Annotated in this window: 17 protein-coding genes; 16 read left to right on the top strand and 1 reads right to left on the bottom strand. The window is 65.8% G+C overall.

From position 1 onward, the window contains the following. A partial coding sequence (locus BRAS3809_RS20495; protein ID WP_035657214.1) for a cache domain-containing protein occupies positions 1-389 on the bottom strand: 389 nt, incomplete at its 3' end. Positions 390-795: 406 nt separating this feature from the next. Between BRAS3809_RS20495 and pdhA the strand changes: the two genes are divergently transcribed. From pdhA to BRAS3809_RS20410, 16 genes are all read left to right on the top strand, one after another. Then, positions 796-1818 carry a pyruvate dehydrogenase (acetyl-transferring) E1 component subunit alpha gene (pdhA, locus tag BRAS3809_RS20490; protein ID WP_008963959.1) on the top strand — a complete coding sequence of 341 codons (1023 nt, stop codon included), beginning with the start codon at positions 796-798 and terminating at the stop codon, positions 1816-1818. Positions 1819-1849: 31 nt separating this feature from the next. Continuing rightward, positions 1850-3247, top strand: a complete 1398-nt coding sequence (locus BRAS3809_RS20485; RefSeq protein WP_008963958.1) for a pyruvate dehydrogenase complex E1 component subunit beta — start codon at positions 1850-1852, stop codon at positions 3245-3247. A 14-nt stretch (positions 3248-3261) separates the two neighbouring features. Then, a complete protein-coding gene (locus BRAS3809_RS20480) occupies positions 3262-3567 on the top strand; it encodes a DUF5076 domain-containing protein (protein WP_008963957.1) in 306 nt (101 codons plus the stop codon). 2 nt (positions 3568-3569) lie between these two features. After that, the gene (locus BRAS3809_RS20475) at positions 3570-4922 is read left to right on the top strand and encodes a pyruvate dehydrogenase complex dihydrolipoamide acetyltransferase (protein ID WP_008963956.1); all 1353 of its coding nucleotides are present in this window, start codon (positions 3570-3572) and stop codon (positions 4920-4922) included. 160 nt (positions 4923-5082) lie between these two features. Beyond that, a complete protein-coding gene (gene lpdA / locus BRAS3809_RS20470) occupies positions 5083-6504 on the top strand; it encodes a dihydrolipoyl dehydrogenase (RefSeq protein ID WP_008963955.1) in 1422 nt (473 codons plus the stop codon). A gap of 320 nt (positions 6505-6824) precedes the next feature. Then, positions 6825-8066 carry a threonine synthase gene (locus tag BRAS3809_RS20465; RefSeq protein WP_008963954.1) on the top strand — a complete coding sequence of 414 codons (1242 nt, stop codon included), beginning with the start codon at positions 6825-6827 and terminating at the stop codon, positions 8064-8066. 73 nt (positions 8067-8139) lie between these two features. Further along, positions 8140-9111: a tripartite tricarboxylate transporter substrate binding protein BugD gene (locus tag BRAS3809_RS20460; RefSeq protein WP_008963953.1), complete on the top strand. Its 972-nt coding sequence runs from the start codon at positions 8140-8142 to the stop codon at positions 9109-9111. A gap of 234 nt (positions 9112-9345) precedes the next feature. Next, a complete protein-coding gene (ilvD, locus tag BRAS3809_RS20455) occupies positions 9346-11070 on the top strand; it encodes a dihydroxy-acid dehydratase (RefSeq protein ID WP_008963952.1) in 1725 nt (574 codons plus the stop codon). After that, positions 11057-11890 carry a tetratricopeptide repeat protein gene (locus tag BRAS3809_RS20450; RefSeq protein WP_035657210.1) on the top strand — a complete coding sequence of 278 codons (834 nt, stop codon included), beginning with the start codon at positions 11057-11059 and terminating at the stop codon, positions 11888-11890. Before ilvD ends, BRAS3809_RS20450 begins: the two co-directional genes overlap by 14 nt. A 48-nt stretch (positions 11891-11938) precedes the next feature. Next, positions 11939-12415, top strand: coding sequence for a GNAT family N-acetyltransferase (locus BRAS3809_RS20445; protein ID WP_008963950.1), 477 nt, complete (start codon positions 11939-11941; stop codon positions 12413-12415). 187 nt (positions 12416-12602) lie between these two features. Further along, positions 12603-13652, top strand: a complete 1050-nt coding sequence (locus tag BRAS3809_RS20440) for a substrate-binding domain-containing protein (protein WP_035657207.1) — start codon at positions 12603-12605, stop codon at positions 13650-13652. 97 nt (positions 13653-13749) lie between these two features. Continuing rightward, positions 13750-14988, top strand: a complete 1239-nt coding sequence (locus BRAS3809_RS20435) for an urea ABC transporter substrate-binding protein (protein ID WP_008963948.1) — start codon at positions 13750-13752, stop codon at positions 14986-14988. 251 nt (positions 14989-15239) lie between these two features. Further along, on the top strand, positions 15240-16106 hold the full coding sequence (locus BRAS3809_RS20425) for a branched-chain amino acid ABC transporter permease (protein ID WP_008963946.1): 867 nt from the start codon (positions 15240-15242) through the stop codon (positions 16104-16106). Then, entirely contained in the window at positions 16106-17161 is a 1056-nt protein-coding gene (locus tag BRAS3809_RS20420; protein ID WP_008963945.1) for a branched-chain amino acid ABC transporter permease, read from the top strand. Before BRAS3809_RS20425 ends, BRAS3809_RS20420 begins: the two co-directional genes overlap by 1 nt. A 1-nt stretch (position 17162) precedes the next feature. Continuing rightward, positions 17163-17891, top strand: a complete 729-nt coding sequence (locus tag BRAS3809_RS20415) for an ATP-binding cassette domain-containing protein (protein WP_008963944.1) — start codon at positions 17163-17165, stop codon at positions 17889-17891. Beyond that, complete coding sequence (locus tag BRAS3809_RS20410) at positions 17888-18589, top strand: ABC transporter ATP-binding protein (protein WP_008963943.1); 702 nt, start codon at positions 17888-17890, stop codon at positions 18587-18589. The genes BRAS3809_RS20415 and BRAS3809_RS20410 overlap by 4 nt, the downstream gene beginning before the upstream one ends. The last annotated feature ends 48 nt before the right edge of the window (positions 18590-18637 follow it).

Raw genomic sequence — 18637 nt, 5'->3', positions numbered from 1 at the left:
GCGACCAGCTCGCGCACGAACAGCAAGCCGTTGGCGTCCTTTTCGTTGCTGAGGTTCTTTCCTTCCCAATCCGGCCGGGGGCCGAGAACGATATTCTCTCCGTCCGGCTTGTAGACGAAGATGTAGTCGTTCTTGCCGTAGCGGATGTTGCGCAGCGTGGCCTTTGCGCGGCTCTGCGCCTCCGCTTCGGTCAACGAGCCCTTCTGAACCTCGGCGGCCAGCGCCTTCACGATCGAGACGGCCGACTGCACCTGTCCGACGATGGCCGTCTTGCGCTCGTTAAGAAGCGCGGAGCGGGCGCTCAGCAGCTGACTGGCGATTGCCGCGATGCAGATCGCGATCGAAACGGCAACCAGGATGCCGAAGCGGCGGGGGATCGTCAGGACCATGGGGCAATCTCTTCAGGCCCGCAGCGCCATTGCTGCGTAGCACACACAGTGCTGGCCGATGGTTTAAGCCTGCTGAAATTGCCTCCGTAGGACTACGCAGGCTCCGGCGAAAACGCCCTGACCGTGCGGAGGACCGGAGCGCCTCATGCGCCACACCATCCGGTCACCGGAGGCGGGCGGCTTGTTTGCTCACCCGTCATGCGAGACTTGCAACCGACGTGCGGCCAGTGACTTTCCGATAGGCAGCCTCCCTTCCTTCGTTTCAAAAATTCGGCCGTTCGAATTCTAAAATTTCGCGATCGTTGCACTGCGGGAGGAGCAAAGTGAATGGTGGTTCACGCGGTCCTTTTACGTCTCCTGGAGTTGAGCTAGAGAGGGCTACTTTTTCTCGCAATCCGGAATTGCCATGGCCGCACCGAAGAAGACCGCCGCAAAGGAACACGGGCAGGACAGGGACAACGGCCCGCCGCCGGAATTCACCAGGGAGCAGGAGCTGACCGCGTTGCGCGACATGCTGCTGATCCGCCGCTTTGAGGAAAAGGCGGGTCAGCTTTATGGCATGGGTGCGATCGGCGGCTTCTGCCATCTCTATATCGGCCAGGAGGCCGTGGTGGTCGGCATGCAGATGGCGCTGAAGGACGGCGACCAGGTCATCACCGGCTATCGCGACCACGGCCACATGCTGGCCTGCGGCATGGAGGCCAAGGGCGTCATGGCCGAGCTCACGGGGCGCCGCGGCGGCTACTCCAAGGGCAAGGGCGGCTCCATGCACATGTTCAGCATGGAGAAGAACTTCTTCGGCGGCCACGGCATCGTCGGCGCGCAGGTCTCGCTCGGCACCGGGCTCGCGCTCGCCAACCGCTACCGCGGCAATGATTCGGTCAGCGTCGCCTATTTCGGCGACGGCGCGGCCAACCAGGGCCAGGTCTATGAGAGCTTCAACATGGCGGAGCTCTGGAAGCTGCCGGTGATCTACGTCATCGAGAACAACCGCTATGCGATGGGCACGGCGGTGTCGCGCGCGTCGGCGCAGACCGACTTCTCCAAGCGCGGCATCTCCTTCAACATCCCGGGCGAGCAGGTCGACGGCATGGACGTCCGCGCCGTGAAGGCCGCGGGCGAGAAGGCGGTCGCCTGGTGCCGCGAGGGCAAGGGCCCGTACATCCTGGAAATGCAGACCTACCGCTATCGCGGCCACTCGATGTCGGACCCGGCGAAGTACCGCACCCGTGAGGAGGTCGAGAAGGTCCGCCACGACCAGGACCCGATCGAGCAGGTGCGCAACCGCCTGCTGGCGGCCAAGGTCAGCGAGCAGGATCTCAAGGCGATCGACGCCGACGTGCGCAAGATCGTCAACGAGGCCGCCGATTTCGCGCAGGCCGATCCCGAGCCGGATCCCGCCGAGCTCTACACCGACGTCTACCGCTAAGCGCGCGCAAGCTGATTTCCCTGGAGCTGATATGCCTATTCAAGTTTTGATGCCTGCGCTGTCGCCCACGATGGAGAAGGGCAACCTCGCCAAATGGCTGAAGAAGGAAGGCGAGGCGATCAAGTCGGGTGACGTGATCGCCGAGATCGAGACCGACAAGGCGACGATGGAAGTCGAGGCGACCGACGAAGGCACGCTCGGCAAGATCCTGATCCCCGAGGGCACCGCCGACGTCGCGGTGAATACGCCGATCGCGACCATCCTCGCCGATGGCGAGACCGCGGCCGATCTCGGCAAGGCCGCGGCGCCCGCCGCCGAGATGAAGGCCGCGCAGTCGGCACCGCCGGCCGAGGCCGGTGTGGCGGTCCATGCCTCACCCGCGCCGACCGGCGTGGCCGCGCCGCAGAGCATCGCCGAGCCCGATCCGGAGGTGCCTGCGGGCACCGAGATGGTGACGCAGACCATCCGCGAGGCGCTGCGCGACGCCATGGCCGAGGAGATGCGCCGGGACGGCGACGTCTTCATCATGGGCGAGGAGGTCGCCGAATATCAGGGCGCCTACAAGGTCACCCAGGGCCTGCTGCAGGAGTTCGGCGCCCGCCGCGTGATGGACACGCCGATCACCGAGCACGGCTTTGCCGGCATCGGCGTCGGCGCGGCGATGGCCGGCCTGAAGCCGATCGTCGAGTTCATGACCTTCAACTTCGCCATGCAGGCGATCGACCAGATCATCAACTCCGCGGCCAAGACGCTGTACATGTCCGGCGGCCAGATGGGCTGCTCCATCGTGTTCCGCGGGCCGAACGGCGCCGCCGCCCGCGTCGCCGCGCAGCACAGCCAGGACTACTCGTCCTGGTACTCGCACATCCCCGGCCTCAAGGTCGTCGCGCCGTATTCGGCGGCCGATGCCAAGGGCCTGCTGAAGGCCGCTATCCGCGATCCCAACCCGGTGATCTTCCTCGAGAACGAGGTGCTGTACGGTCACTCCGGCGAGGTGCCGAAGCTCGACGACTACGTCATCCCGATCGGCAAGGCGCGCATCGCGCGCACCGGCAAGGACGTCACGATCATCTCCTGGTCGAACGGCATGACCTATGCGCTGAAGGCCGCCGATGAGCTCGCCAAGGAGGGCATCGAGGCCGAGGTGATCGACCTGCGCACCCTGCGTCCGATGGACACCGAGACCATCATCGCCTCGGTCAAGAAGACCGGGCGCGCGGTCACGGTGGAAGAGGGCTGGGCGCAGAGCGGCGTCGGCGCCGAGATCGCCGCGCGCATCATGGAGCATGCCTTCGACTATCTCGATGCGCCGGTCGCGCGCGTGTCCGGCAAGGACGTGCCGATGCCGTATGCCGCGAACCTCGAGAAGCTCGCGCTGCCGTCGGCGGCGGAGGTCGTGCAGGCCGCCAAGTCCGTCTGCTACCGGTAAAGGAACTCCCGCACATGGCCGGACCCAAGGAGCAGCCGCTGCCGCCCGACGTCGTCGGCCGCGAGGACGCCACCGAAGTGTTGCGCGCCTTCGTGCTCGACGGCGGGCTCTCGATCGCGTTTCAGCGCGCCTTCGAGGAGCCCGACGTGTGGGGGCTGCTCCTGGTCGACGTCGCCCGTCATGCTGCGCGCGCCTATGCGCGCGAGAGCGATTATTCCGAAGACGAGGCGCTGCAGCGCATCGTCGAGATGTTCGAAGCCGAGCTGGCTCGGCCGACCGATATGGGCACCACCAGCCCCAGGTCGAAACAAGGTCACTGATCATGCCGATCAACATTCTGATGCCCGCGCTGTCGCCGACGATGGAGAAGGGCAACCTCGCTCGTTGGCTCAAGAAGGAAGGCGACCAGGTCAAGTCGGGCGAGGTCATCGCCGAGATCGAGACCGACAAGGCCACGATGGAAGTCGAGGCGGTCGACGAAGGCACGCTCGCCAAGATCCTGGTGCCCGAGGGCACGCAGGACGTGCCGGTCAACGACGTGATCGCGGTGCTCGCCGGTGAGGGCGAGGACGTCAAGGCAGCCGGCAGCGCGCCGGCGGCTGCTGCGCCGAAGGCTGAGGCCAAGCCGACGGCGTCCGCGGCGCCCGCCGCTGCACCTGCCGCTGCGCCTGCGCCGAAGCCGGCGGCGGCTCCTGCGCCGGCCGCCGCTGCGGCTGCTGCACCCCAGGTGAATGGTCACGCCCGCATCTTCTCCTCGCCGCTGGCGCGCCGTCTCGCCAAGGATGCCGGCATCGATCTCGGCCGTATCACCGGCACCGGCCCGCATGGCCGCGTCGTCGCCCGCGACGTCGAGGAGGCCAAGTCCGGCAAGGGACTGAAGGCCGCGCCGTCGGCCGCTCCGGCTGCCGCAGGCGCTCCCGCCGTGGCGCCGTCGATGTCCGACAAGCAGATCCTGGCGCTGTTCGAGCCGGGCTCCTACGAGGTCATCCCGCATGACGGCATGCGCCGCACCATCGCGCAGCGCCTGACCGCCGCGACGCAGACCGTCCCGCATTTCTATCTCACGATCGACTGCGACATCGGCAAGCTCTTGGCCGCGCGCGAGGAGATCAATGCGGCCGCGCCGAAGGACAAGGACAAGAAGCCGCTCTACAAGCTCTCGGTGAACGACTTCGTCATCAAGGCGATGGCGGTGGCGCTGCAGAAGATCCCGAACTGCAACGTCAGCTGGACCGAAGGCGGCATGGTCAAGCACAAGCATTCCGACGTCGGCGTTGCGGTTGCGATGCCGGGCGGCCTGATCACCCCGATCATCCGCAAGGCCGAGACCAAGACGCTGTCGGCGATCTCCGGCGAGATGAAGGACTTCGCCGCGCGCGCCCGCTCGCGCAAGCTGAAGCCGGAGGAGTATCAGGGCGGCACGACCGCCGTGTCGAACCTCGGCATGTACGGCATCACGCACTTCACCGCCGTGATCAATCCGCCGCATGCGACGATCCTCGCGGTTGGTACCAGCGAGGAGCGCCCCGTCGTGCGCAACGGCAAGATCGAGATCGCCAGCATGATGAGCGTGACCCTGTCGTGCGACCACCGCGCGATCGACGGCGCGCTCGGCGCCGAGCTGATCGGCGCCTTCAAGCAGCTGATCGAGAACCCCGTGATGATGATGGTGTGAGCCACAAGGCTCACGCCCGTTATCGCCTTTCGACCCTTGTAGGGTGGGCAAAGCGCAGCGTGCCCACCGCCCACATCGCAAGCTCGTGAGACGGTGGGCACGGCGCTCCGCGCCTTTGCCCACCCTACGAGATGACAACTAAGTTGAGATCGGAGCCGTCATGGCCGACACATCCTTCGACGTCATCATCATCGGCTCAGGTCCGGGCGGCTACGTCACCGCGATCCGCGCCGCGCAGCTCGGCTTCAAGACCGCGATCATCGAGAAGTCGCATCTCGGCGGCATCTGCCTGAACTGGGGCTGCATCCCGACCAAGGCGCTCCTGCGCTCGGCCGAGATCTATCACTACATGCAGCATGCCAAGGATTACGGTCTCTCTGCGGAGAAGATCTCCTACGATCCGAAGGCCGTGGTGCAACGCTCGCGCGGCGTCTCCAAGCGGCTCGCCGATGGCGTCGGCTTCCTGATGAAGAAGAACAAGGTGCAGGTGATCTGGGGCCGCGCCAACATCGACGCGCCCGGCAAGATCACCGTGACCAAGTCCGATGTCGAGGCGCCCAAGGGCGCGCTGGGCGAGGGCAGCTACCAAGCCAAGCACATCATCGTCGCGACCGGCGCGCGGCCGCGCGTGCTGCCGGGGCTGGAGCCGGACAAGAAACTGGTCTGGACCTATTTCGAGGCGATGGTGCCGGACAAGATGCCGAAGTCGCTGCTCGTCGTCGGCTCCGGCGCGATCGGCATCGAGTTCGCCTCGTTCTTCCGCACCATGGGCTCGGAGGTCACGGTCGTCGAGGTGCTGCCGCAGATCCTGCCTGTCGAGGACGCCGAGATCGCCGGCATCGCCCGCAAGCAGCTGGAAAAGCAGGGCCTCAAGATCATGACCGGCGCCAAGGTCACCAAGCTCGACAAGAAGAGCGACAGCGTGGTGGCGACGATCGACGACGGCAAGGGCAAGATCGAAACGACCGAGTTCGACCGCGTCATCTCGGCGGTCGGCGTGGTCGGCAACATCGAGAATCTTGGCCTCGAAAAGCTCGGGGTGAAGACCGACCGCGGCTGCATCGTGATCGACGGCTACGGCAAGACCAACGTGCCCGGGCTCTACGCGATCGGCGACGTCGCAGGTCCGCCGATGCTCGCGCACAAGGCCGAGCATGAGGGCGTGGTCTGCATCGAGGCCATCAAGGGCCTGCATCCGCACCCGATGGACAAGAGCCTCATTCCCGGCTGCACCTATTGCCATCCGCAGGTCGCCTCCGTCGGCCTCACCGAGGCCAAGGCGAAGGAGCAGGGCCGCGACATCCGGGTCGGCCGCTTCCCCTTCGTCGGCAACGGCAAGGCGATCGCGCTCGGCGAGGACCAGGGACTCGTCAAGGTGATCTTCGACAAGAAGACGGGCCAGCTGATCGGCGCGCACATGGTCGGCGCCGAGGTGACCGAGCTGATCCAGGGCTATGTCGTCGCGATGAACCTCGAGACGACCGAGGAGGAGCTGATGCACACCATCTTCCCGCATCCGACCTTGTCGGAGATGATGAAGGAAGCCGTGCTCGACGCCTATGGGCGTGTGTTGAACATGTAGCCCCGCTCACCGCTCGTCATGCGCGGGCTCGACCCGCGCATCCATCCCGCTTCGGGAAGATTCTTGCGAAGGGGGATGGATTGCCGGGTCAAGCCCGGCAATGACGGATGCGGCCAGAAGGGGCTCAAACAGGAAGCGCTACGAATGAACTCCGGCAAGCCGCACGATAGAAACATTCGATCCTAGATCCGCTCGTCATGCGCGGGCTGACCCGCGCATCCATCGCGCTTCGAAAGACCTTTTTGCGAAAAGGATGGATTGCCGGGTCAAGCCCGGCAATGACGGATGTAACCAGAAGGGCTCAACCAGAAAGTCCCGCCGTGAAATCCAGCGACAATCTCACCATCGAGCGCCCGACCTTCGTCACGCATCTCGAATGCGCGATGGAGGGCGATCGCTATCCGGCGGACCAGATCCACAATCTCTCCAAAGCCGGCAAGCCGCTGCTGGTGCGCTACGACCTCGCCGGCGTGAAGCAGGCGCTGACCAAGGACGCGCTGGCGCAGCGTCCCGCGGACATGTGGCGCTATCGCGAGCTGCTGCCGGTGCGCAAGTGCCAGGACATCGTCAGCCTCGGCGAGGTGATGACGCCGCTGATCACATTGCCGAAGCTGTCGAAGAAGCTCGGCGGCGGCGAGATCATCGTCAAGGATGAGGGACGGCTGCCGACCGGCTCGTTCAAGGCGCGTGGCCTCGTCATGGCGGTGTCGATGGGCAAGGCGCTCGGCATCAAACACATGGCGATGCCGACCAACGGCAACGCCGGCGCGGCGCTCGCCGCCTATGCGACGTCCTGCGGCATCAAGACCACGATCTTCTGCCCGGCCGATACGCCCGAGGTGAACGTCAGCGAGATCGAGCTGCAGGGCGCGACCGTGTACCGCGTCAACGGGCTGATCGACGATTGCGGCAAGATCGTCGGCGAAGGCAAGGCCAAGGTCGGCTGGTTTGATACCTCGACGCTGAAGGAGCCTTACCGCATCGAGGGCAAGAAGACGATGGGGCTGGAACTCGCCGAGCAGCTCGGCTGGGACGTGCCCGACGTGATCTTCTATCCGACCGGCGGCGGCACCGGCCTGATCGGCATGTGGAAGGCGTTCGACGAACTGGAGAAGATCGGCTTCATCGGTTCCAAGCGCCCGCGCATGGTCGCGGTGCAGGCGTCGGGCTGCGCGCCGATGGTGCGCGCCTACGAAGCCGGCGTCGAGCACGCGACGCGCTGGGAGGATGCGCATACGATCGCCTCGGGCATCCGCGTGCCGCAGGCGGTCGGCGACTTCCTCATCCTGCGCGCCGTGCGCGAGAGCGGCGGCTTTGCGATCGCGGTCGATGACGACGCGATTTCGGCCGGTCTCAACGAGGTGGCGCGCGAGGAGGGGCTGCTGCTCTGTCCAGAGGGCGCTGCGACCTACGCCGCCTACAAGCAGAGCCTGGCCGATGGCCGCGTGACCAAGAGCGACCGCGTCATGCTGTTCAATTGCGCCACCGGACTCAAATATCCGCTGCCGAAGGTCGAGCGCACGCTCGATCGCCACCAGCCGATCGACTACACTCAGTTCTAACCGGACGGTCGGCATTGCGGCCTGGCGCCTGATCGTTCGACAACAAGGATCAGGCCGCCCAGGGAGGACCGCGATGCGACGCCTGTTGGGCGCTGTGATGATGGCGCTCGCCTTGTTTGCCGCTCCCGCTGCCGCGGAGACCTATCCGTCGCGCGCCATCACGGTCATCGTGCCGTTCGCGGCCGGCGGCCCCTCCGACGCGATGATGCGTATCCTCGCCGAGCACATGAAGCAGACCCTCGGCCAACCGGTGCTGGTCGAGAACGTCACGGGCGCCGGCGGCTCGATCGGCGTCGGCCGCGCAGTGCGTTCCAGGCCCGACGGCTACACCGTCAGTTTCGGCCATCTCGGCACCCACGTCGCCAACGGCGCGGTGTATCGGCTCGGCTATGACCTCGTCGCCGATCTCGAGCCGGTCGTGCTGCTGCCGAGCAATCCGATGATCATCGTCAGCAAGAGCAGCGTGCCGGCGACGACATTGCCTGAGTTCCTCGCCTGGCTGAAGGCGCAACCCAATCCTGCCTCTGCCGGCACGGCGGGCAACGGCTCCGGCAGCCACATCGCCGGCCTCTATCTCCAGCAGGTCACCGGCATCAAGCTGCAATTCGTGCCCTATCGCGGCACGGGGCCCGCGATGAACGATCTCGTCGGCGGTCAGATCGATCTCATCGTCGACCAGACGTCGAACGCCATCAACCAGGTGCGTGCCGGCACGATCCGCGCTTATGCCGTCACCGATGCCAAGCGTCTCGACAGCGCGCCGGAGATTCCGACGACCGACGAAGCGGGCCTTCCTGGCTTCCACATGACATTGTGGTCGGGACTCTGGCTGCCGAAGGGGGCTTCGAAAGAGATCGTCGAGACCCTCAACAAGGCGGCCGTGGCGGCGCTCGATGATCCGGATGTGCAGAATCAGTTGAAAAACCTGGGGTTGCAGATGCCGGGGCCGGATCAGCGGACGCCAGAGGCGCTCGGAGCCCTGCAGCGGGCCGAAATCGGCAAGTGGTGGCCGATGATCCGTGCCGCCGGGGTGGTGCCAGAGTAAGCCTCCGGTATCAGATTGCTGCCCCGATGGTTGCGCAACAGCCACGATTGTTGCGACCTTGCCACAGTTTACGAAGTTTTGGTAACAATCTCGGGCCCTCCGCAAACGCGCCGCTTTTTGGCCACACCTGGTCGTGAAATACTTTGGTCAGAATAGTACCTGTGCGTGTGAGGCTGCCGGAAATCCCCGTTCAGGATAGGCCGACCTCCGAAGCACCGGGAGGCCAGAACAGCGATGGACGCTAAGACCGACATCAAGCGCAGGCTGCCCAGCCGTCACGTGACGGAAGGGCCCGAGCGTGCGCCGCATCGGTCCTACCTCTACGCGATGGGCCTGACCACGGCCCAGATCCACCAGCCTTTCGTCGGCGTCGCCTCGTGCTGGAACGAGGCCGCGCCGTGCAACATCGCGCTGATGCGGCAGGCGCAGGCGGTGAAGAAGGGCGTTGCCCATGCCGGCGGCACGCCGCGCGAGTTCTGCACCATCACGGTCACCGACGGCATCGCCATGGGCCATGACGGCATGCGCTCGTCGCTGCCGTCGCGCGAGGCCATTGCCGACACGGTCGAACTGACGATTCGCGGCCATTCCTACGACGCGCTGGTGGGACTGGCCGGCTGCGACAAATCGCTGCCGGGCATGATGATGGCGATGGTTCGGCTCAACGTGCCCTCGATCTTCATCTATGGCGGCTCGATCCTGCCGGGCAATTTCCGTGGCCAGCAGGTCACGGTGCAGGACATGTTCGAGGCCGTTGGCAAGCACTCGGTGGGTGCGATGTCCGACGAGGATCTCGACGAGCTCGAGCGCGTCGCCTGTCCGTCGGCCGGCGCCTGCGGGGCGCAGTTCACGGCCAACACGATGGCGACCGTCTCCGAGGCGATCGGGCTCGCGCTGCCGTACTCGGCCGGCGCTCCCGCGCCTTACGAGATTCGCGATTCCTTCTGCATGACCGCCGGCGAGAAGGTCATGGAGCTGATATCAGCCAACATCCGGCCGCGCGACATCGTGACGCGCGCCGCGCTGGAGAATGCCGCCGCGGTCGTGGCGGCGTCCGGCGGCTCGACCAACGCCGCGCTGCACCTACCAGCGATTGCACACGAGGCCGGCATCAAGTTCGACTTATTCGACGTCGCCGAAATCTTCAAAAAGACACCTTATATCGCGGATTTGAAGCCGGGTGGCCGCTATGTCGCCAAAGACATGTTCGAGGCTGGTGGCATTCCGCTCTTGATGAAGACGTTGCTCGACCATGGCTATTTGAACGGCGACTGCCTCACAGTCACCGGCCGGACGATCGCCGAAAATCTCAAAGGCGTGAAGTGGAATCCGCACCAGGACGTGGTGAGGCCGGCCGACAAGCCGATCACTGCAACCGGAGGTGTCGTTGGTTTGAAAGGCAATCTCGCGCCAGAGGGTGCGATCGTGAAAGTCGCGGGCATGTCGAACTTGAAATTCACTGGGCCGGCCCGCTGCTTCGATCGGGAAGAGGATGCCTTTGAGGCCGTGCAGAAGCGGACCTATCGCGAGGGTGAGGTCATCGTCATTCGCTATGAGGGACCGCGCGGCGGCCCCGGAATGCGGGAAATGCTGCAGACCACGGCGGCGCTGACCGGGCAGGGCATGGGCGGCAAGATTGCGCTCATCACCGATGGCCGGTTTTCGGGCGCGACCCGTGGCTTCTGCATTGGCCATATCGGCCCGGAGGCGGCGGTCGGCGGACCGATCGCCCTGGTCGAGGATGGCGACATCATCGAGATCGACGCCGAGGCCGGCATCCTTAACGTCAGGTTGAGCGATGCCGAACTGGCGCAACGCAAGACGAAGTGGACGGCGCGTGAGACCCATCACACGTCAGGTGCACTCTGGAAATACGCCCAGCAGGTTGGACCGGCCGTGGCCGGTGCCGTTACCCACCCAGGTGGTGCGCAAGAGAAGTATTGCTATGCGGACATCTGATCGGATCATATTCGCCTTGATGCTGGGGGTTGCCCCGCTCGCGCTGCCGACGCCGTCGTTCGCGTTCGATGGCGCGCCGGTCAACCAGGAGCCCGCGATCCCCGTGGCTGGCCCGCAGGCGGGCGCGGCCGGCTTGCGCAAGGCCCTTCCCGCAACGACCTCCTCGACCCAGCCGACCCAGTCCCTCACGGCGCTGCAATATGCGGCGGAGGAGGGCCACCCGGTCGCGCAGTTCAAGCTCGGGCGGATGTATGCCGCCGGCGACGGCGTGGCGCGCGACGACATGCGCGCCTTCGACTATTTCAGCCGTATCGCCAATGCGCATGCCGAGGACAGCCCGTCGGCGCCGCAGGCGCAGATCGTTGCCAACGCCTTCGTCGCGCTCGGCCGCTACTATCTCAGCGGCATTCCGAACACCAAGGTGAAGGCGGATCCGGATCGCGCCCGTGAGATGTTCTCCTACGCGGCGTCCTATTTCGGCAATGCCGACGCCCAGTACGATCTGGCGCGGATGTACCTGAAGACGGCCGACGCCTCGCGCGACGACTTCCGCTATGGTGCGCGCTGGCTCGGCCTCGCCGCCCAGAAGGGCCAGCATCAGGCCCAGGCCTTGCTTGGCCAGATGCTGTTCAACGGCGACCGTCTGCCGCGGCAGGCCGCGCGCGGCCTGATGTGGCTCACCCTGGCGCGCGACAGCGCCGGTCCGGACGAGGCCTGGATCAAGGAGAGCTACAACCGCGCCTTTGCCAAGGCGTCTGACGACGACCGCGCCACCGCGCTGCAGATGCTCGAGAGCTGGGTGCAGGGCAAGCGCGAGTAAGCCGGAGCGGAATGGATCGCATTCCCTCCGCGCCACGGAGGGACTGGGATGATCATCCGCGATGCGACCCCCGACGATGCCGCGGCGGCCTGCGCCGTGGTGCGGGCCTCCATCATCGAATTGTGCCTCGCCGATCACCGCGGCGATCCCGACATTCTCGGCCGCTGGCTCGCCAACAAGACGCCGGAGACCGTTGCGACCTGGGCCGACGGCCAGGGACGCTCATTGCTGGTCGCGGTCGAGGAGGGGGCTGTTCTCGCCGTCGGCGGGCTCGCGCATCCCAACGAGATCACCGTGAACTACGTCTCGCCGCAGGCGCGCTTTCGCGGCGTGAGCTCGGCCCTGGTCGCCGCTCTGGAGCAGCGGGCGATCGCGCTCGGCGCGCAGGAGATCGCGCTGCTCAGCACCGAGACCGCGCACCGATTCTACCTCGCCCGCGGCTATGTCGACGTCGGCGTTCCCGTCGGCAAGTTCGGGACCGCCGCCTCCTACCCGATGCGCAAGGTTCTCGGGCGCGCGCCCTGAGTCGCCGCGACAGGCGGTCGGCGGCGCCTGCCCAAGGATTGGGCGGAGCTGAGCCGATCTTTTGATCAGTCGCCGAATCGCAGCGCGGAATCGGCTCTCTTTCCGACGCAGACGACCGTGCAGAGCGCCGTCGGCGCTTGGCACGATTCGTGAGTGCAACTCCTCCGCAACAGCAGAGGCGGCAGGTTTGCGCAGCGTTCGGATCGGTCTGATCATTCCTCAGCGCGGCTCGGCAGGGTTGTGGGCACCCTCGGCCGAAGCCTGTGGGCGGCTGGCGGTGACGGAGCTGAACCAGGCCGCGGGGATTCGCCGCAGGCCGGTGGAACTGGTCGTGATCGACGGCGGTGCCAGCGGCGTCAGCGCCGGGCAGGCGGCCGCGGAGGCGGTCGATGAGCTCGCGGTGGATGGCCTCATCGGCATGCTGCCGAGCTACGCGCGGGATCCGGTCGCGCGCGCCGCGCGCGGCCGCGTTCCCTTCCTCTACACACCGCAGTTCGAGGGCCTGGCGCCGGACAGCGATGTCATGACGACCGGCGAGACCGCCGGCGAACTGCTGGCGCCCGCGATCCGGTGGCTGTCGGAGCACAAGCGCGCCCGGCGCTTCTTCCTGTGCGGCAACGACTACATCTGGCCGCGCTGTTCGCTCGGCATCGCCCGGCGGCTGATCGCGCGCATCGGCGGCACCGTCACCGGCGAGCACTACGTGCCGGTCGGCAGCCACGACTTCGACGCGATGCTCGATCGCATCAAGTCGACGCGCAGCGACGTGGTGCTGCCGGTGTTCCTCGGCTTCGACTGCATCGCCTTCAACCGCGCGTTCTGCGCCGCCGGACTGAGCCGCCACGTGCTGCGCTTCTCCTCGGCGTTCGACGAGACCATCGTCTACGGCCTCGACAGCAGCGAGACCGAGAACGTCTACGTCGCCTCCAGCTATTTCGCCGCGCTGCGTTCCCGCAACAACGGCGCCTTCCTCGAGCGCTACTACACCGCCTATGGCGACAATCCGCCGCCGCCGAACGGCTACGGCGAGTCCTGCTACGAGGGCATTCATGCGCTCGCCGCGCTGATCGAGCGCGCCGAGAGCTTCGACGCACGCGACATCAGGCGCGTCTTCGGGCGCACGCTGCAGCGCCGCACCGCCCGCGGCAATGAGGCGCAGCCGGTGGTCGGCAGCCGCCACCCGATCCATCTGGCCGAGCTGGACGGCTACGACTTCGCGGTGGTCACGCCGTGCTAGGCCGGCGCGCTCCAAAAAACACTTGCCATTTCAAATATTGTAATTTTAAACTTCGCGCGGCTCGTGAACCAGCATCACCAACCCATGGGGACCCCTTATGACTCTTTCACGCCGTCGTTTCCTGCAACGCTCGGCCATCGCGACCTCGACGCTGATCGCGGCACCCGCGGTGTTCCGCTCGGGTGCGCTCGCGGCCGAGAACCCGATCACAGTCGGCAGCCTGCACGACCAGTCCGGCCCGATCGGCACCTCCGGCACGCCGATGGTCTATGCGCTGCAGCTCGCCGTTGAGGAGATCAACGCCGCCGGCGGCCTGCTCGGCCGGCCGCTGAAGGTGATCCACTACGACACCCAGTCCAACATCCAGCTGTACTCGCAATACGCCCAGCAGCTCGCGGTGAAGGACAAGGTCGACGTCGTGCATGGCGGCATCACCTCGGCCTCGCGCGAGGCGATCCGGCCGACCTTCGACCGCTTCAAGGTGCTGTATTTCTACAACACGCTGTACGAAGGCGGCGTCTGCGACCGCAACACATTCTGCACCGGCACCACGCCGGCGCAGACGGTGGAGAAGCTGGTGCCGAGCGCGATGAAGAAGGCGGGCAAGAAGGCCTACATCATCGCTGCCGACTACAATTACGGTCAGATCACCGCGAAGTGGATGACCAAGTACTGCAAGGACAATGGCGGCGAGATCCTCTCGACCGATTTCTTCCCGCTCGACGTCACCAATTTCGGCTCCACGATCTCCAAGATCCAGGCGGCCAAGCCCGACCTGATCCTGTCGGCGCTGGTCGGCGGCAACCACACCGCGTTCTACCGGCAGTGGACCGCGGCCGGCATGAAATCGAAGATCCCGATCGCCTCGACCACCTTCGGCCTCGTCAACGAGCCCTCGACCCTGGATGCGGCGGAGAGCGACGCGGTCATCGGCGCCTACGGCTATTTCGAGGAGCTGACCACGCCGGCCTCCAAGAGCTTCGTCGAGAAGATCAAGAAGGCGCATCCGGACTCGCCCTATATCAGCGAGCTCGCCTCGTGCACCTATGAGGGCGTGATGCTGTGGGCCGAGGGCGTCAAGAAGGCCGGCAGCATCGACCGCATGAAGGTGATCGAGGCGCTCGAGAGCGGCCTCGTCTTCGACGGTCCGAGCGGCAAGGTCTCGCTCGACAAGCAGACCCATCACACCGTCCGCAACGCCTTCCTCGCCGAGGTGAAGGACCGCAAATGGTCGGTGCTGGAGACCTACACCGACGCCAAGCCGGCGGACACCGCCAGCGTCTGCGACCTCATCAAGAACCCGAACGACGTCAAGCAGTACATCATCAATCTCTGACGTGCTGCGGCCCCCCGGCTCGCGAGCCGGGGGAGGCAGCGTGCCTGCCACCGTCCGTCGAGACGCCCGCCTCCGGCGGGCTCCTCAGGACGAGGGCACGCTGAAAGGCGAGAGTTGAGACCCTCATGGTGAGGAGCGCCGCTTGCGGCGCATCCCGAACCATGAGGTCTCCGAACGATACCGAACACATCTGCTGCGGCCAATGATCTGACCGGCCTCTCAGTCACTGGAATGCCCGAAAGACCTGACGCATGGCGATCTACGTCATCCTCGCGCTCGACGTCCTCAATGGAATCTCCTCGCTGTTCCTGCTGTGCCTGGGACTGGCGATCATCTTCGGCATGATGAAGATCATCAACCTGGCCCATGGCGAGTTCATCATGCTCGGCGCCTATGCGACGGTGATCTCGGCCAATGCCGGGGTGAACATCTGGATCGCGATGCTGATCATCGCACCCGTCTTCGTCGGCCTGGTCGGCCTGGTCATCGAGCGCTGCCTGATCCGCTTCCTGTACGGGCGGCTGGTCGATTCGATGCTCGCGACCTGGGGCCTGAGCCTGCTGATCATCGGCATCATCACCACGATCTACGGCAACACCCAGCAGGGCGTGCCGACGCCGCTCGGCGGCTTCTCGATCGGCTCGTATCAGTCGAGCTATTACACGCTGTTCCTCGCCTTGATGGCGGTCGTCATGATGGCGGTCATCTATGGCGTGATGCGCTACACCCGCTTCGGCCTGGTCGCCCGCGCCACCATGCAGAACCCGGCGATGGCCGCGACGCTCGGCGTCAATCCGGCCCGCGTCTATATGAGCACGTTCGCGCTCGGTGCGGCGGTCACGGGCCTCGCCGGCGGCCTGCTGGCGCCGGTGTCGGGCATTACCCCCGTGATGGGCGGCGCCTATGTCGCCAAGGCGTTCATGACGGTGGTCGGCGGCGGCGCCGCGATCCTCTCGGGTACGCTGTCCGCGGCGAGCCTGTTCGGCTCGGTCAACCAGATCGGCGCCTACTTCACCACGCCCGTCTATGGCGAGGTCATCGTCTTCACCACCGCGATCGTGCTCATCCGTCTGTTGCCGCAGGGCATCTCCGGGCGCTTCTTCAAGGGGAACCTGTGATGGACAAGCGCCTTCGTCTCGCCCTCCAGGCCGCCGGAATTGTCGTTGCCATTGGCGTCATCGCGATCGTGCCGAGCGTGATCGAATTGTTCGGCCTGATGCAGCTGACCTTGTTTGCCGCGATGTCGGTGCTGGCGCTGAGCCTCGCCTTCATCTGGGGCTATGGCGGCATCCTCTCATTCGGCCAGACCGCGTTCTTCGGGCTCGGCGGCTACGCCTATGCGATCGCCGCCGTCAATTTCCAGGATTCGACCCCGGCGATCCTGCTGGCGATCGTCGTCCCCGCATTGTTTGCGGCCATCCTCGGCTACTTCATCTTCTTCGGTCGCATCTCCGACGTCTATCTCGGCGTCATCACGCTCACCGTCACCTTGATCCTGTTCAACTCGGTCAACTCGACCTCGGGCGACGCCTACAAGATCGGCAAGGCCTTGCTCGGCGGCTTCAACGGCATGCCGGCGGTGCCGACCTTCAACATGCCGTTCGATCCCTCGACGGTGCTGTCGCCGGAGCAGTCGTGGTGGACCACGGCCTATGTGCTGCTCGCCGTGTTCCTGCTGCTGCGGCTGTTGCTGGCGCTGCCGGCCGGGCGCGTCATCGTCGCGGTGCGCGAGAACGAGGTTCGCGCGTCGCTGCTCGGCTATGATCCGCGGCTCGTGAAGTGCCTGACCTTCATCCTCGGCGGCGCGATCGCAGGCCTCGCCGGCGCGCTCTACGTCAATTGGGGCGCCTTCGTCAGCCCGACCATCTTCAGCCTGTCGCTGTCGGCCGAGATCATCATCTGGATCACCGTCGGCGGTCTCGGCACCTTGCTCGGCCCGATCATCGGCTGCGTCGTGATCGAATACATCGTCGCCTATATCGGCTCGCAGCAGCTGCTCAACTCCAACCTCGTGCTCGGCGGCGTGCTGGTGGTGTTCGTGCTGCTGCTGCCGAAAGGCATCGTGCCGACCGCGCGTGATCTCGTGATGCGGCTGATCCCGCAGAACAAGCCGAAGACCAACGGCCCGCCGGTGCAGTCAGCGGCGGCACCGCATCCCGCAGGAGCCGAATGACATGGCGGACCTCGTTCCTCTGCTCAAGGCCGAGCACCTGACGATGCGCTTCGGCGGCGTGGTCGCCAATGACGACATCACCTTCACGCTGCAGGAGATGGAGCTGCGCTGCCTGATCGGGCCGAACGGCGCCGGCAAGAGCACGTTCTTCAAGATGCTGACGGGCCAGCTGGTGCCGACCTCGGGCACGATCGCGTTCCGCGGCATGCCGATTGCGGGCAAGGCCTCGCACGAGATCGCGCGCATGGGCATCGGCATCAAGACCCAGGTGCCGAACGTGTTCAACGGCCTCTCGGTGCGCGAGAACATCTGGCTCGCCGTGCGCCGCAAGGCGACGCCGCGCCAGCAGGGGCCCGCGGTCGATGCGGTGCTTGAGATGATCCGGTTGACCGACTATGCCGACAGCATCGTCGCGACGCTGTCGCACGGCCAGCGGCAATGGGTCGAGATCGGCATGGTGCTCGCCGCCGAGCCGGAGCTGATCCTGCTCGACGAGCCCGCCGCAGGCATGACCGACGAGGAGACCTTCCACACGGCGGCGATCATCCGCGAGATCAACCAGACCCGCGCCATCGTCGTCGTCGAGCACGACATGGAGTTCATCAAGCAGATCGCCAAGCGCGTCACCGTGTTCCACCAGGGCCGCGTGCTGGTCGAGGACACCGTCGACAAGGTGCTCGCCGATAGCCGCGTGCGTGACGTCTATCTCGGCAAGAAGGTGGCGGCATGAGCGCGCTTCTCGAGGTCAAGGGACTCAAGTCCGGCTATGGCCGGATCCCGATCCTGTTCGGTGTCGACATGACGGTCGCCGACGGCGAGTATCTCGGCATCCTCGGCCATAACGGCATGGGCAAGACCACGGCGCTGCGGACCCTGATGGGACACCTGCCGACCACCGACGGTTCCGTGGTGTTCGCCGGCAAGACGATCACGCATCTGAAGCCGCACGAGCGGTCGCGGCTCGGCATCGGCCTGGTGCCGCAGGGCCGCGAGATCTTTCCGGACCTCTCGGTCATGGAAAACCTGCGCATGGGCCTGGCCGCGGCGCCGAAGGAGGACCGCGGGGTCATCGACGCCGTGCTGCAGGATTTTCCGCGGCTGGTGCGGCTGCTCGACCGGCGCGGCGGCGCGCTGTCCGGCGGCGAGCAGCAATTGCTGGCGCTGGCGCGCTGCCTCTGCACCAGGCCGAAGCTGATCCTGCTCGACGAGCCGACCGAGGGCATCCAGCCCTCGATCATCGAGGAGATCATCGAGACCTTGCTGGCGCTCAAGACGCGCTGGAATCTGTCCTTGATCGTCGTCGAGCAGAACCTCGAATTCATCACGTCGTTATCGGACCGCATCCTGCACATCCAGAAGGGACGCATCACCGAGGAACTCGATCGTGAGACGCTGCTGGCCCGGGAAGGTCAGATGATCCCGAGCTAGAAAGTCCGGCGCGTCGCGCCGGCCAACTGAACTGCACATTGCTTGTCT

It is taken from the genome of Bradyrhizobium sp. STM 3809 (assembly GCF_000239795.1).
GTDB lineage: Bacteria > Pseudomonadota > Alphaproteobacteria > Rhizobiales > Xanthobacteraceae > Bradyrhizobium.
The sequence above is the reverse complement of the archived record's forward strand: the minus strand, read 5'-3'. Positions and strand labels throughout refer to the sequence as shown.